18 protein-coding genes are annotated in these 14846 nt (G+C 68.4%); 10 read left to right on the forward strand and 8 right to left on the reverse strand.

The window, feature by feature from the left end:
• Positions 1 to 50 precede the first annotated feature (50 nt).
• From BW41_RS04590 to BW41_RS04625, 8 genes are all read right to left on the reverse strand, one after another.
• On the reverse strand, positions 51 to 830 hold the full coding sequence (locus tag BW41_RS04590) for a sigma-70 family RNA polymerase sigma factor (protein ID WP_037531895.1): 780 nt from the start codon (positions 828 to 830) through the stop codon (positions 51 to 53).
• Complete coding sequence (gene flhA, locus BW41_RS04595; RefSeq protein WP_037531897.1) at positions 827 to 2899, reverse strand: flagellar biosynthesis protein FlhA; 2073 nt, start codon at positions 2897 to 2899, stop codon at positions 827 to 829. The genes BW41_RS04590 and flhA overlap by 4 nt, the downstream gene beginning before the upstream one ends.
• 1 nt (position 2900) lies before the next feature.
• Positions 2901 to 3746, reverse strand: coding sequence for a flagellar protein FlgJ (locus BW41_RS04600; protein ID WP_037531899.1), 846 nt, complete (start codon positions 3744 to 3746; stop codon positions 2901 to 2903).
• 117 nt (positions 3747 to 3863) lie between these two features.
• Positions 3864 to 4178: a flagellar protein FlgN gene (locus tag BW41_RS04605; RefSeq protein WP_152542114.1), complete on the reverse strand. Its 315-nt coding sequence runs from the start codon at positions 4176 to 4178 to the stop codon at positions 3864 to 3866.
• On the reverse strand, positions 4165 to 4473 hold the full coding sequence (flgM, locus tag BW41_RS04610) for a flagellar biosynthesis anti-sigma factor FlgM (protein WP_037531903.1): 309 nt from the start codon (positions 4471 to 4473) through the stop codon (positions 4165 to 4167). Before flgM ends, BW41_RS04605 begins: the two co-directional genes overlap by 14 nt.
• A gap of 90 nt (positions 4474 to 4563) precedes the next feature.
• Positions 4564 to 5079 (reverse strand): flagella basal body P-ring formation protein FlgA, encoded by a 516-nt coding sequence (locus BW41_RS04615; protein WP_037531904.1) that lies wholly within the window; start codon positions 5077 to 5079, stop codon positions 4564 to 4566.
• On the reverse strand, positions 5076 to 5585 hold the full coding sequence (locus BW41_RS04620) for a hypothetical protein (protein WP_235199516.1): 510 nt from the start codon (positions 5583 to 5585) through the stop codon (positions 5076 to 5078). Before BW41_RS04620 ends, BW41_RS04615 begins: the two co-directional genes overlap by 4 nt.
• Entirely contained in the window at positions 5582 to 6226 is a 645-nt protein-coding gene (locus BW41_RS04625; RefSeq protein ID WP_081792909.1) for a MotA/TolQ/ExbB proton channel family protein, read from the reverse strand. The genes BW41_RS04620 and BW41_RS04625 overlap by 4 nt, the downstream gene beginning before the upstream one ends.
• Positions 6227 to 6836: 610 nt before the next feature.
• Between BW41_RS04625 and flgB the strand changes: the two genes are divergently transcribed.
• The 10 genes from flgB to flgK all read left to right on the forward strand — a co-directional run bounded on the left by flgB (position 6837) and on the right by flgK (position 14838).
• Complete coding sequence (gene flgB, locus BW41_RS04630) at positions 6837 to 7181, forward strand: flagellar basal body rod protein FlgB (RefSeq protein WP_037531908.1); 345 nt, start codon at positions 6837 to 6839, stop codon at positions 7179 to 7181.
• A gap of 4 nt (positions 7182 to 7185) precedes the next feature.
• Complete coding sequence (flgC, locus tag BW41_RS04635) at positions 7186 to 7593, forward strand: flagellar basal body rod protein FlgC (protein ID WP_037531910.1); 408 nt, start codon at positions 7186 to 7188, stop codon at positions 7591 to 7593.
• A gap of 2 nt (positions 7594 to 7595) precedes the next feature.
• Positions 7596 to 8324: a flagellar hook assembly protein FlgD gene (locus tag BW41_RS04640; protein ID WP_037531911.1), complete on the forward strand. Its 729-nt coding sequence runs from the start codon at positions 7596 to 7598 to the stop codon at positions 8322 to 8324.
• A gap of 39 nt (positions 8325 to 8363) precedes the next feature.
• Complete coding sequence (locus BW41_RS04645) at positions 8364 to 9659, forward strand: flagellar hook protein FlgE (protein WP_037531913.1); 1296 nt, start codon at positions 8364 to 8366, stop codon at positions 9657 to 9659.
• A gap of 23 nt (positions 9660 to 9682) precedes the next feature.
• On the forward strand, positions 9683 to 10435 hold the full coding sequence (gene flgF, locus BW41_RS04650; protein ID WP_037531916.1) for a flagellar basal-body rod protein FlgF: 753 nt from the start codon (positions 9683 to 9685) through the stop codon (positions 10433 to 10435).
• 12 nt (positions 10436 to 10447) lie between these two features.
• Complete coding sequence (flgG, locus tag BW41_RS04655; protein WP_037531917.1) at positions 10448 to 11236, forward strand: flagellar basal-body rod protein FlgG; 789 nt, start codon at positions 10448 to 10450, stop codon at positions 11234 to 11236.
• Positions 11236 to 11916: a flagellar basal body L-ring protein FlgH gene (locus tag BW41_RS04660; protein WP_051583249.1), complete on the forward strand. Its 681-nt coding sequence runs from the start codon at positions 11236 to 11238 to the stop codon at positions 11914 to 11916. Before flgG ends, BW41_RS04660 begins: the two co-directional genes overlap by 1 nt.
• A gap of 131 nt (positions 11917 to 12047) precedes the next feature.
• A complete protein-coding gene (locus BW41_RS04665) occupies positions 12048 to 13157 on the forward strand; it encodes a flagellar basal body P-ring protein FlgI (protein ID WP_037531918.1) in 1110 nt (369 codons plus the stop codon).
• Complete coding sequence (locus BW41_RS04670; RefSeq protein WP_037531919.1) at positions 13154 to 13483, forward strand: rod-binding protein; 330 nt, start codon at positions 13154 to 13156, stop codon at positions 13481 to 13483. Before BW41_RS04665 ends, BW41_RS04670 begins: the two co-directional genes overlap by 4 nt.
• Positions 13480 to 14838: a flagellar hook-associated protein FlgK gene (gene flgK, locus BW41_RS04675; RefSeq protein ID WP_037531921.1), complete on the forward strand. Its 1359-nt coding sequence runs from the start codon at positions 13480 to 13482 to the stop codon at positions 14836 to 14838. Before BW41_RS04670 ends, flgK begins: the two co-directional genes overlap by 4 nt.
• The last annotated feature ends 8 nt before the right edge of the window (positions 14839 to 14846 follow it).

The raw sequence follows: 14846 nt of genomic DNA on the forward strand, positions 1-14846 counted from the left end.
CTCCACCACCACGCTGCGCGTGGCGGTCCCCCTCCCCGTGCCGGGGAGGATTACAGTTTGCGGGCCAAAGCTTTCTTCAATCGGCCGTGCGCGGCAGCCTTGATCTGGCAGACCCTTGCCGCACCGACGCCGAGGACGCGGCCGATCTCTTCGAGGTTGAGTTCCTCGACGTAGAACAATTGCACGACCAGCGCCTCGCGCTCGGGCAGCGCGCCGATCGCGGCGATCAGCGTGTCGCGCAGGTCGCTCTCGGCGAGCTGTTCAAAGGCGTCGGGCGTGTCGTCGGCGAACCAGGGCAGATCGTCCGAATAGATGTCGTCGATTGCCTCGAACCGCACCGCCTCGGCGGTGACGTAATCGGCGCGCAGCTTCTCGACCGAGACGCCGAGTTCGCGCGCGACCGCCGCCTCTTCGGGCGGGCGGCCGGTCTGCGCGGTCAGCGTCGCGATCGCGGCATGATATTGCCGCCGCCGCCGCATCGCCCCGCGCGTCGAGGTCGCCTGCCGGCGCAGTTCGTCGATCATCGCGCCGCGCAGGCGGGTCTGGAGATAGGCGCGGAACTGCGCGCCTTGCTCCGCGGCCTGGCCGACCGCCTCGACTAGCGCGACGAGGCCGATCTGCACCAGATCCTCGACCTCGACGATCGTGCTCATCGAACCGTGGACGTGCCAGGCGATCCGCCGGACCAGCGGCAGATACTGGCGGATCATCGCCTCGGGATCGCCGCCCGGCCGGGTGGCGCGCGAATAGGTGAGCGGCGCCTGCGGCACCATGTCGGCGGGCGCCGGGGTGGCGGCGGTGAACGCCTGCGGCATCGGCTCGGCGCTCATGCCGCGAGCGCCTGATGCTGCTGGCCGATCACCGCGACGACCTCGACGGCCTTCTCCTCGGGCACCTCGAAGAAGGAGAGGACCGGCGTGTCGGGCAGCACCGTCTTGACCAATTTGCGGATGGCGAGGCGGATCGCCGGCTGGACGACCAGCGCGAACGGCTTGGCCTCGGCGATCAGCGGCTGGGCCGCCTCCTGCAGCGCATCGACGATGCGGCGGCCGAGATCGGGCTCGATGACGTGGCGGCGCGAGCTGTCGGCGCGTGCCGCCTGACCGAGCAGCGCTTCGAGCTGGCCGTCGAGCGTCATCACGCGCAGCGGTTCGCGCATGCCGCACAGTTTCTGGATGATCAGCGGGCCGAGTTCGGGGCGGATCAGTTCGATGATCTCTTCGGCGTCGGCGCTGCGCGTGGCGGCAACGGCGATCGCCTGGGCGATGCGACGGAATTCCTTCAACGGAATATTCTCCGCAAGCAGGCCCTTGAGGACCTGGGTGAGGGTGGTGAGCGGCAGCGGATTGGGGGTGAGCGCGGCGACGAGCTGCGCCGCGCGCTCCTTGAGCCCGTCGAGCAGCGACTGGACCTCGTCGGGGCCGAGCAGATCGGTGGCGTTGGCGCCGAGCAGATGGTTGAGGTGCGTCGCCATCACCGTGCCGGCATCGACGACGAGGAAGCCCGCGCCGGTCGCCGCATCGGCATCGCCCGACGGGATCCAGGTGGCGTCGAGCCCGAAGGTCGGGTCCTTCGCCTTCTTGCCGCTGAGCGAGCCATAGGCCTGGCCGGTGTCGAGCGCGAGCATCTCGTCGGGCGACACCTGATCCTCGCCGAGCACGACGCCGTTGATGAGGATGCGATAGGTATAGGGCGCGAGGTTGATGTCGTCGCGCACGCGGCATTGCGGCACGACGAAGCCCAGTTCGCGCGACAGCTGGCGGCGCACGCCGGTGATGCGGCCCATCAGCGGCGCGCCGCGGCGCGGATCGACCAGCGGCACCAGGCCATAGCCGATGTCGAAATTGACCTGCATGCCGTCGGTCACCTCGTCCCAGCCGATCTTGGACGGGTCGGCGGGCTCCTCGGCGACCGCGGGCGCAGCCTCGACCACCGGGCGGCGCTCGATCTGGCGCAGCTTCCAGGCGGCGAAACCGGCGATCCCCGCGGCGGTGAGGATGACGAGATGCGGCATGCCGGGCAGCAGCCCGAGCAGGCCGAGGATCACCGCGACCGGCGTCCAGGTGCGCGGGGACCCGAACTGGCCGCCGATCTGGCCGGCGAGGTCCTTGTCCGACGAGACGCGGGTGACGATCGCGGCGGCGGCGATCGACAGCATCAGCGACGGCAGCTGCGCGACGAGCGCGTCGCCGATCGCGAGCAGGATGTAGCTTTTCGCCGCGGCGGCGATCGTCATGCCGTGGCTTACGGGTCCGAGGATCAGGCCGCCGATGACGTTGGCGGCGAGGATCAGCATCGCCGCGACCGCATCGCCCTTCACGAACTTGGACGAACCGTCCATCGATCCGTAGAAATCGGCCTCGGTCGCGACCTCGACACGGCGCTTCTTGGCGTCGTCGGGGGTGATGAGGCCGGCGTTGAGGTCGGCGTCGATCGCCATCTGCTTGCCGGGCAAGGCGTCGAGCGTGAAGCGCGCCGAGACTTCGGAGACGCGGCCGGCGCCCTTGGTAACGACGATCAGGTTGATGATCATCAGGATCGCGAAGACGAAGATGCCGACGACATAGTCGCCGCCGATCAGGAAGGTGCCGAACGCCTCGATGACGTGACCCGCCGCGCTCTCGCCCTCGTGGCCGTGGACCAGCACGATGCGGGTCGAGGCGACGTTGAGCCCGAGGCGGAACAGCGTCGCGAACAGCAGCACCGTCGGGAAGGACGAGAAGTCGAGCGGCTTCTGCGCGTTGAGCGACACCATCAGCACCGCGAGGCTGATCGCGATATTGGCCACGAAGAAGATGTCGAGCAGGAAGGCTGGGATCGGCACGACCATCACGACGACGAGCAGCAGGATGGCGAGCGGCAGCGCCGCGCCGCGGCCGGAGGCGAGCAGCTTGTTCACCTCAGCGGCCCCCCATCTGCGCGAGCATCATATAGGCGAGCCGGGCATTGGCCGGGGACGGGCGCAGCAGCGCATTGGCGCTGGTCGGCGCGGTATTGAGCCGCCCCATCGCCTGCGTCGCCCAGGCGAGCGCATCCTCCGCGCTCTCGTTGCCGCCGGTGACGACGGTCGAGCCGTTGAGGTCGAGCGACTGGGCGGCGAAGGCGAGGTTGGCGGCGCGCGTCTCGGTGACGCTGTCGCTGCCCGCGCCGAGCTTGTCGGCGAACCGCTGGTAGATCGCCTCGAGCGAGCGCGGCTGGCCGTTGCCGGCGTAGAAGATCGAGCGGTTGGCGCCCGCCGCCTGCGGGAACAAGGATGCCGCCGACGCATCGGGGTTGCTCTGCATCGCCGACAGGAATTTCTTGGCGCCGCCGAGCCCGAGGAAATGCGCCATATAGAGGTCGGTGCCGTTGGCGCTGCGGCCGAGCGTGCCTTCGAGCTCGCCCTTGTTGTCGGAGGCGTGTTCGGCCGCCATCAGCGAGGCGGCGGTGGGATCGTTGCGCAGCGCGAGGATTGCCGAGCGGGTGGCGGGATCGCTGACGGTGAAATGGCCGTGCGACTGGCCGATGCTGTCGGCGGCCCAAGCCATGCCATGTTCGGCGCCGTGCTTCTTGACGACCGCGAGCCAGCTTTGTTCGACGAACTGGTACAGGCCCGACGCCGACGAGGTGCCGGCGCGGGCGTTGGCGTTCAGCCCGGATTCGATCTTGGCCTGGCCGAGCAGATAATCGAAGTCGACGCCCGTCTTGCTGCTCGCAAGCGCGATCGCGGACTGGATCCGGCCGGAGCTAATCGGATTGACGGTCATTACGAAGAAAGCACACCCCTGTTGTCAGAGGGTCTTCAGCAACAACCGTGCCAACTATGACATAAAGCGTCCGGCGCTCGCGCAGAGTCGGTTTGGACATTGGCGGAAGAGCCAATGTCAGGCGCAGGCCGAGACGAACGTCGGGCGGTAGCCGTGGCCGGCATCGCCGGTCAGAATTTGCAGGCGGCGGCGAACATTTGCCGCCATCAGGTTGACGTAGATCCGGCACGTCTCGTTGAGGCGGTTGGCCTCGTCGGCAAGCGCGCGCACGTCGTCGCCGGCCGGGCCGGTGCCGAGCGCGGCGACCTGTTCGATGCCGGCGAGCTTGGACTGGGTCGCGCGTTCGAGCGCATGGACGTCGTTGGACTTGAGCGCGTCGATCTCGGCATGGAGCGAGTCGATCACCTGGATGAGGGCATCACGCCGCGTCATGGCCATTCCAGTTCAGCCGGAGTGCGAGAAGCCGGTCGGCGATCGTCGCCGGCAGGATGGGGAAGGAGCCGTTCTGGATCGCCTTCTTGATCTCGTCGATGCGATCGCTGTCGACCGGCGGTTCCGCCGCGAGCGTGCGGGCGAGGTTGCTGAGCTGCGTCGCGTTGCTGGCCGCGGGCGCCTGTTGCGCCGCCTGCTGCACCGCCGGCTGCACCACCGGCGTCGCGGCCGGCGCGGCGACGCGCGAGACGCTTCCACTTCCGTTCAGCGGCGTCGTGCCGATCGAGTCCACCATGTCCGCACCTATCTGTGTTGCCTGACATGGGTGTAAACGACCGGTAGGGCCCCGCCTTTAGAAAAAAGAATCGCGGCGCGGCGGGCGTGCCTATTCGCCCCAGCCGGGCAACGTGGCGCGGCCGCCTTCGAGCGCGATCGCCTGTACCGGCGCCTTGGCGTCGTCGACCTTGACGAGGAAGCGGCCGCCCGGCGGGGCGTCGCCCATCGCAATGCCTTCGCGGCTGATCGAGAAGCCGGACGATCCCGCCTCGATCACCACCGGGTCGCCGCGGCGGATCACCGGTTCGGCCTTGGCGGCGACCGGCGCGCGCGCGGTGGCGGGAGCGGCGGCCGGGCCGGCGGGACGGATGACGGGGACGAAGATGCGCCAGTCGGGCCCCGAACAGGACACGACCACCGCGTCATGCGCCTCGGTCCGCCAGGCGAGCGCGACGGTGGGGCAGAGCGCGAGGCGCAGCCGGCTGTCGATCGCGGTGCGCGCGCCGCCCTCCGCGCCGATCGGCCGGCTGGTGAAGGCGGCGACCGCACGGTCGAGCCCGCCGGTATCCTGAAAGGCGAGTGCGCCGCCCATCGGCGCTGCGGCAAGGAGAAGAGCGAGGATCATCGGTGCTGGTCCATGGATTGCGGCTCGCCGACGAAGGCGAGCGTGAGGATCGCGGCGCGGCGGCCGGGGCGGGGATTGGTGGCGATGGCGATGCGGCGGCTGACCGGGGCGAGCGCCGCGGCAAGGCTGCGCGCGCGGTCGGCGGCGAGCAGCGCGGCGCTGCCGGTGGCGGGGTCGACATCCGCGGCGCTGCCGTCGGTCGACCCGGTGACGGTGAGCGCGACGCGCGGATCGCGCACCGCGTCACGCGCCCAGGCGATGGCGGCGGCGGGGTCGGTCAGTGCCGCGCTGCCGGGCGCGAAGGCGACGCCGGTCGCCATCATCGCCAATGGCGCGGGCGCTGGCGTGCCGCCGAAGCTTTCGCGCAGCGCATCGGTGATCGCGCGCGGCTTCTCGCTCGCCTGCAACAGGACGAAGAAGCCGACCAGCAGCAGGGCGAGGTCGGCGAGCGTCACCAGCCACAGCGGTTTGGCGGGCGGCGTATCGGGATAGAGCGCGTGGGTCATGCGACGCTCTGCAAAGGCGAGCGCGGGGTTTCGCGCAGCGCGAGCGCGAGCAGCGGCGCGTCGATGCGCGCGCGCTCGAACGCCTCGATCCGGCCGGCGGCGCGCAGCCGCTGGCAGATCGGGATCAGCACCAGATTGGCGAGCAGCGCCCCGTAAAGCGTGGCGAGCAGGGCGATCGCCATCGCGCCGCCGATCGCCTTGGGATCGGTCATGTTGGCGAACATGCCGGCGAGGCCGATCAGCGTCCCGACCATGCCCATCGCCGGCGCCGCCTCCGCCGCCGCCGACCAGACGTCGGCATGCGCGACGTGCCGCGCGACGCGGGCGCCGCGGCGATGGTGGAGCAGCGCCTCGACCTCGCGGACGCCGGCGCCGTCGACGATCGCGGCGACCGCGGCGGCGACATCGGGGTCGGCGATCACCGAGCGATCGAGCGCGACGATGCCGTGGCGCTTGGCGATGCGCGCCTGTGCGGCGATCTGGTCGAGCAGCGCATCGGCGCTGAACCGCCGGCGGCCGAGCACCCGCAGCGCGGACACCGCGCCCGACGCGTCGCGCAGTGGCGCGCGCAGGATCGCGGCCAGCGCGGTGCCGCCGCCGACGATGGCGAGCGCGATCGGATCGAAGAATTGGGCGATCATCATGCGCGTGACGTTGCAAGGGGCGGGCCAAATTGCCCGGCATGGAGCGTTCGCCAATGGGGCGGGGTTGCGGAGTCCGGCAGTATTCTCGCGCGGGCGGGCGTCCATTGGTCAAGCGGATCAACCGCTTGCGGCAGAAAATTACTGGGCTCCCGCCTTCGCGGGAGCACTGTGGCGGGAGCATTGCGGCCTTTGTCGGTGCGCGACGGCATCGTCTTTATGCGCACGCAGGAACCCAGGGTCAGGCAGAGCAACGACTTCGGTTCTCCGCAACCCTGGGCTCCTGCGTGCGCAGGAGCGCTGGCGCGGGTTGGCAGACGTTGCGCTCTCAGGGGCGCGGCGGAGGGTTTCGTAAAGGCGCCCCGACGCCGGTCGCCGGTGCCGCGCCGGGCCCTGCGCAGGCGCGATTTGGTAAAGCTTTCGAACACCATGCCGGTCGACCGGCGGCAGCTTTTGCCGCTCCCCGGCAACGGGCGGCAAGGCTTTGCCGCCGGCCTTGCCGCCGGGTCCGCGGCCGGCGAAAAAGCGGCAGGTGCCACGCGGAATCGAAAACTGGCACGGCGGTTGCTTAGCTCCGGGCAGCGCAATGGTGCGCCGGAGATTTGGGCCGATGGCCGCAGAGAGTTTGTTCGGAGTCCATGGTGCCGCCCTCGAAGTGCGCGGGCAGCGCATGGGCGTGCTGGCCTCCAACATCGCCAACGCCTCGACTCCCGGCTTCAAGGCGAAGGACATCGACTTCAAGTCGGCGCTCGCCACGCTGGAGCAGGACAATAACGGCACCCTCGACGCCGCGACCAAGTTCCGCGTGCCGCTGCAGACCTCGATGGACGGCAATACCGTCGAACTCAACGAAGAGCAGACCGCCTTCGCCGAGAACGCCGTCCAGTATCAGACGACGCTGTCGTTCCTCAACGGGCGGATCGGCCAGATCACCCGCGCGCTGAAGGGGGAGTAAGCCGATGGCCGATCCGATCAACGTCTTCCAGGTCGCCGGGCGAGCGATGAGCGCGCAGCTCATCCGCATGAACACCACCGCGTCGAACCTCGCCAATGTCGGCGGCACGACCGGCTCGGCGGACACCGCCTACAAGACGATGAAGCCGGTGTTCCGCACCAGCTTCGACGCGGCGAGCGGCCTTGCCACCGTCGACGTCGAGAAGATCGTCACCGCCGGTGAATCGCCGACCAAGATCTACGATCCGAACAACCCGCTCGCCGACAAGGATGGCAATATCTACCAGGCCGCGGTCGATGAAAGCCGTGAACTCGTCGACATGATGGAGACGGCACGTTCGTATCAAAACAACGTCGAGGTGATGAATACTGCCAAGCAGCTCACCATCGATACCCTCAAGCTGGGACGTTAATGATGGTGGACTCGATTACCTCGACGCAGTCGACGTTCGACGCGACGCTCGACAAGCTCGGCATCAAGCGGTCGGGCTCCACCAGCGCGACGACGACGGCGACCGGCGCCTCGACGACGCCGACCGCGACCAAGACGACGCTCGACCAGTCCGATTTCCTGACGCTGCTGACCACGCAGCTCAAGAACCAGGACCCGCTGAGCCCGATGGACAACACCCAGATGGTCGCCCAGATGGCGCAATTCTCGTCGGTCGCCGGGATCAGCGAGATGAACAAGACGCTGTCGAGCGTCGCCACCAAATTGGGCTCGACCACCGCGTCCGACGCGATGAGCTATGTCGGCAAGACGGTGCTGACCGAGGGATCGACCGCCTATCCGCGCGCCAGCGGCAGCCTCGACGGGGCGGTCGAGCTCGACGACGACGCGACGCAGGTCACCGTGTCGATCTCCGACGCCAACGGCGGCACGCTGCGCAACCTGACGCTCGGCGCGCAGAAGAAGGGCACCGCGACCTTCGAGTGGGACGGCAAGGACGGCGCCGGCAACAGCGCCGGCGACGGGCCGTTCACGGTCACCGCGCTCGCCACCGCCGGCGACAAGACCGTGACCAGCCGCACCCTCGTGTGGGCGCCGGTCGAATCCGTCTCCTTGCCGTCGAGCGGCTCGCCGACGCTCAAGGTGCTCGGCGTCGGCGACGTCAATCCCGCCGACGTCCGGTCCGCCACCTGATCCCGCTTTTCCCGATATCCGCTTCCAAGGAGTAACCCGATGTCCTTCTACACCTCGCTCTCCGGCCTCCAGGCGTCGCAGACCGACATGGCGACGATCAGCCACAATCTCGCCAACGTCTCGACCACCGGCTTCAAGAAGAGCCGTACCGAATTCGCCGACATCATCGCGTCCAGCACCTCGACCGATCCGCGCAAGATGGTCGGTTCGGGCGTCGTGGTGAAGGGCAACACGCAGCAGTTCAAGGAGGGCAACCTCACCACCACGTCGAACGCGCTCGACCTGGCGATGGTCGGCGAAGGCTTCTTCACGATGCGCTCGACCGGCACCAGCGATTCGACCACCTACACGCGCAACGGCAGCTTCTCGGTCGATTCGAACAACAACGTCGTCGACGCGCAGGGCAGCTACCTGATGGTCTATCCGGTCGACAGCGACGGCAACGTCACCGCCACCGGCGAGAAGGGCCTGACCACGCTGCAGATCCAGCAGACCAGCGGCACGCCCAAGGGCACCAGCAAGGTCGCCACCGCGGTGCAGATGTCGTCGACCTCGACCGTCAAGGGCGCCGCGGCCGACTATAAGTTCGATCGCACCGACACGACGACCTACAACAACTCGGTCGCCTCGCGCATCTATGACGCGAACGGCAATCCGATGACGATGACCAGCTATTACGTGCGCACCGCGACGGGCACCGACGGCCCGCCGGTCACCACCGGCAGCTGGGACGTCTATACCTTCGTCGGCGACCAGGCGATGACCACCGGCACCGCGCCCAACACGAGCAACAAGGTGACGCTGACCTTCGACGACAAGGGCGCGCTGACCTCGACCTCACCGACCAAGATCGACTTCAACGCCTTCACCCCGACCTCGGGCGCGGCGACGCAGACGATCTCGCTCGACATCACCAATTCGACGCAGCTGTCGTCGGCCTTCGCGGTCAACGCCAAGACGCAGGACGGTATTCCGGTCGGCCAGCTCGCCGGCGTCACCGTCACCGACGCGGGCCTGATCCAGGCGAGCTTCTCGAACGGCGACATCAAGCCGCTCGGCAAGGTCGCGCTCGCCAAATTCTCGACGCCGACCGGCCTGCGCCAGATCGGCAGCAGCTATTGGGCGGCGACCGGCGTGTCGGGCGCGGCGACGCTCGGCATGGCGAGCGCCGACGGCTTCGGCACGCTGATGAGCGGCACGATCGAAGGATCGAACGTCGACATCACCGAGGAGCTGGTCAACCTGATCGCGGCGCAGCGCAACTTCCAGGCGAACTCGAAGGCGCTCGATACCGCCAATCAGGTGTCGCAGACGATTATCCAGATCCGCAACTGAGCGACGCGGCGCGGAGGCTTTAGATGGACAAACTGGTCTATACGGCGGCGACGGGGCTGCGTGCGCACATGCAGGCGCAGGCGGCGATCGCCAACAATATGGCGAATGCGTCCACCACCGGCTTCCGCGCCGATCGCGTCGTCTTCGACCGGATCGAGCTGAAGGGCGGCGGCACGCAGCTCGAGGCGCGCATGCCGACCAGCGAAGAGGTCACCGACGCCGATCGCGCCCCCGGCGCGATCCAGGCGACCGGCCGGCCGCTCGACGTCGCGATCAGCGGCAACACCGACTGGCTGGCGGTGCAGGCCGCCGACGGCAGCGAGGCCTATACCCGTCGCGGCGATCTCGAGATCGCGGCATCGGGCGTGCTCCAGACCGGCGACGGCTTCATCGTCCAGGGTCAGGCGGGGCCGATCACCGTGCCGCCGCACGACAGCCTGACGATCGCCGCCGACGGCACGATCAGCATCGTGCCGCAGGGCGGCGACGCCAAGAACCCGCAGGTGCTCGACCGGCTCAAGCTGGTCGACACCAAGGGGACGACGACGCTCAAGGGCCTCGACAATCTGCTGCGCGTCAAGGGCGGCGGGGTGCTCCCCGCCAATCTCGACGCCAAGGTGCAGGGCGGCGCGCTGGAGGCCTCCAACGTCAACATGACGCAGGCGCTGGTCGACATGATCGAGAACCAGCGCAGTTACGAAGTCCAGGCCAATCTGATGAAGTCCGCCAAGGACATGGACGAGAGCAGCACCTCGGTGATGCGTCTGCCGAGCTAAGGGAAGAAAGATATGTCCTCCTCCGCCATGCACATCGCGCGCACCGGGCTCGACGCCCAGGATACGCGCATGCGGGTGATCTCGAACAACCTCGCCAACGTCAACACGACGGGGTTCAAGAAGGATCGCGCCGCGTTCGAGACGCTCGCCTATCAGACGATCACCGCGCCCGGCGCGGCGTCGACCGCCGACACCAAATATGCCACCGGGCTCAACCTCGGCACCGGCGTGCGCGTGCAGGGGACGGCGCGGATCGATACGCAGGGCTCGCTGACGCAGACCGGCAACGCCTATGATCTGGCGCTCGACGGCGACGGCTATTTCCAGGTGCAGCTGCCCGGCGGCAACCTCGGCTATACGCGCGCCGGCAATTTCAGCCGCAGCCCGGAAGGCCTGCTGATCACCTCCGAAGGCTATCAGGTGATGCCGGGCATCACCGTGCCCGCCAACGCCACCTCGGTGTCGATCGGCACCGACGGCACGGTGACGGCGCAGATCCCCGGGCAGAACGAGGGGACCAACCTCGGCCAGATCCAGGTCGCGAGCTTCCCCAATCCGACCGGGCTGCAATCGACCGGCGACAATTACCTCAAGGAGACCGCCTCGTCGGGCGCCGCCAACATGGGCATCCCCGGCCAGGACGGCCGCGGCAACGTCCGCCAGGGCAGCCTCGAGGCGTCGAACGTCAACGTCGTCGAGGAACTCGTCGACATGATCGAGACGCAGCGCGCCTATGAGGTCAATTCCAAGATGATCTCGTCGTCCGACGAGATGCTCAAGACGCTGAACCAGAACCTGTGATGCCCGCTCCGCTGTTCCGCGCCGGGATCGCCGGCCTGCTCGTCCTCGGTGTCGCCGCCCCGGCCGACGCCCGCCTGTTCAAGAAGAAGCCGGCGGAGGATTTCACCGCGGTGCGCGCGCCGCTGGCGCCGCCCGCGCCGGTCGCCAACGGATCGATCTTCCAGGCGGGCGATGGCTATGCCGCGCTTTACGAGGGCTGGCGCGCGCGCCGGGTCGGCGATCCGCTGACGATCGTGCTGGTCGAGCGCACCGCGGCGTCCAAATCCTCCGGGTCGAAGCTCGATTCCAAGGGCTCGTTCGGCGTCACGCCGCCGACCACCGGGCCGCTCAAGCTGTTCAACTCGACCGATATCGGCGCGAGCGGCACGCGCGGGTTCGACGGTTCGGGGCAGGCCGACCAGGCCAATTCGCTGTCGGGCGAGGTCTCGGTGACGGTCGCCGAGGTCTATCCCAACGGCACGATGCTGGTGCAGGGGCAGAAGCGCGTCACGCTCAACCGCGGCGACGAGTTCCTCCAGATCAAGGGCATCGTCCGTACCGCCGATATCGGCGCGGACAATCGCATCCTGTCGACGCGGGTCGCGGACGCGCAGATCGCCTATACCGGCAAGGGCGATGTCGCACGCGCCGGGCGGCAGGGCTGGCTCAGCCGCTTCTTCTCCGTCGTCAGCCCGTTCTGATGCGCCGGGCCCCGTCCTCACCCCCCGCCGCCTTCGGCGTCCCTCCCTTTCCCAATGGGGAGAGGGAAGGCGGAACGGGTGCGGGCAGGGTTAGCGCTACGGTAACCAATATGAGTGCAGGCATTGCCGCTATGATCCGTCATCTTGCCCGTTCGCTGATCACCGCGCTGATCGCCACCGTCGGCCTTGCCGCGCCCGCTTCGGCGGACCGGATCAAGGACCTCGGCGGCTTCCAGGGTATCCGGGCCAACCAGCTCACCGGCTATGGCGTCGTCGTCGGCCTGCCCGGCACCGGGGACGACAATCTCGAATATACCGTCCAGTCGCTGAAGGCGGTGGCGTCACGCTTCGGCCTGCAACTGCCGCCCGGCGCCAATCCGGGGATGAAGAATGCCGCGGTGGTGATGATCACCGCCGAGCTGCCGCCCTTCGCCAAGCCCGGCCAGCGGCTCGACATCACCGTCGCCTCGATGGGCAAGGCCAAGTCGCTGCGCGGCGGCAGCCTCGTGCTGACCCCGCTGCTCGGCGCGGACAATCAGATCTATGCGATGGCGCAGGGCAATCTCGCGGTCGGCGGCCTCGGCGCGGAGGGCGCGGACGGATCGCGGATCGTCGTCAACGTGCCCTCGACCGGGCGCATCCCCGAGGGCGCCACCGTCGAGCGCGCGGTCGCCACCGGCTTCGATTCGGCGCCGATGCTGACCTTCAACCTCGCTCGGTCGGATTTCACCACCGCGCAGAACGTCGCGCAGGCGATCAACGCCAAGCTCGGCTTCGGCACGGCGCAGGCGGTCGACGGCGTGTCGGTCGCGGTGCGCGCGCCGCCGGGCGCCGACGTGCGCGCGACGCTGATGTCGACGATCGAGAACCTCGATGTCACTTCGGCCGAGCCGCCCGCAAAAGTAATTGTAAATGCGCGCACCGGAACGGTCGTTATCAATTCTGCGGTCAGGGTGGGTCCTGCCGCGGTGACGCACGGCAAGCTGACCGTGCGCATCGACGAGAACCAGCGGATCAGCCAGCCGGCGCCGTTCAGCCAGGGTCAGACCGCGTTGGAGAAGAAGTCCAACGTGTCGATCGAGGAGGAGAAGAAACCGATGTTCCTCATCAACCCCGGCCCCAGGCTCGCCGACATCGTCAAGGCGGTGAACGCAATCGGCGCGTCGCCCGCGGACCTCGTCGCGATCCTCGAGGCGCTCAAGGAAGCGGGCAGCCTCAAGGCGGAGCTGATCGTGCTATGACGACGCTCGGCACCACGCCCGTCGGTGCGACCGGCGGCATCTCGACCGATACGTCGCGGCTCAAGTCCGCCGAGAACCTCAAGAAGGCGGGCGAGAAGTTCGAAGCGGTGTTCACCGGCATGATGCTGAAGAGCATGCGCAAGGCCAAGCTCGCCGACCCGCTGTTCGATTCGAAGGCGATCGACACGTTCAGCGAGATGCAAGACGCCCGCGTCGCGCAGACGATGGCGGAGACGACGCCGCTCGGCATCGGCAAGGCGATGACCGCCTTCCTCGCCAAGTCGCAATCCGATCTTAACACCTCTGTTGCAGATCCGCCCAAATGAGCGACTTGCTGTCGATCGGCGCTTCGGGCGTCCGCGCGTATCAGAGCGCGCTGTCCACGGTGGGCGAGAATATCGCCAACGTGAACTCGACCGGTTATACCCGGCGCACGGTCAACATCAGCGAAGTGGCGGGCGGCAGCGGCTCGCTCAATCCCTATGGCGCCGGCAACGGTGTCGTGCTGACCGGGGTCGGCCGGTCGGCCAACGTCTATGCGAGCGCCGCGCTGCGCGCCTCGACCAGCGACCTGTCGCGCACCACCAAGGGCGCGGAATGGCTCGATCGCATCCAGGACGCGCTGACCGGCAATGCGCTGACCACCCGCGTCACCTCCTTCTTCGCCTCGGCGCAGAGCCTTGCCGCCGAACCCAATTCGACCGCGCTGCGCACCGGCATGCTGAGCGCCGCGGCCTCGGCGGGGATCGCCTTCACCGCGACCGGCAAGGCGTTCGACCAGATCGATTCGGATATCGACACCGCCGGCAACCAGGCGGCGCAGAGCCTGACCTCGCTCGGCGACTCGCTCGGCAAGATCAACGACAGTCTCGGCCGCGCGCAGGTCGGCAGCACCGCCGCGGCGCAGCTGATGGACCAGCGCGACAATATCCTCTCGCAGATGAGCGAGCTCGCCGACGTCACCACCAAGACCGATGCGATCGGCCGCGCGACGGTGAGCTTCGCCGGATCGACCGGCCCGGCCTTCGTCCAGGGCGTGACCAGCGGGCAGGTCGCCTATGATCGCGGCAGCGACGGCAAGGTGTCCTTCACGGTGACGGTCGGCGCGGTCAACAGCCAGATCACCGCGAGCGGCGGCACGATCGCCGGCATCACCGACGGCGCCGAGCGCGTTGCGGCGATCCGCCAGGAGCTGAACGCGGTCGCCACCGGCTTCACCGGCGCGGTCAACGCCAACCAGACCGCCGGGCTTGATCAGAACGGCAACACCGGCATCGCGATGTTCGCGACCGGCACCAATCCGACCGACATCAGCGTGTCCGATCAATTCACCTCCGGCAGCCTGATCGCCGCGGGCAAGATCGCGGCGAGCGCCGGCGGCGGGGTGCGCGATTCGTCCAACCTCACCGCGCTCGAAGCGACGCGGCAGTCGCAGGGGTTCGAGACCAAGCTGACCGCGCTCGTCACCGACAATGCGACGGCGTACAAGCAGAAGAACACCATCGCCGACGCGCAGACCGCGATCCGCGACGGCGCGGCGACCGCGCTGTCGACCGCGACCGGCGTCAACCTCGATTCGGAAGCCGTCGACCTGATGCGCTTCCAGCAGGCCTATGCCGCCTCGGGCCGCGTCATCCAGGTGGCGCGCGAGACGATGCAGACCATCCTCGACATCCGCTAGGGCCGCGC

This window comes from Sphingomonas sp. RIT328 (assembly GCF_000632225.1).
GTDB classification, from domain to species: Bacteria; Pseudomonadota; Alphaproteobacteria; order Sphingomonadales; family Sphingomonadaceae; genus Sphingomonas; species Sphingomonas kyungheensis.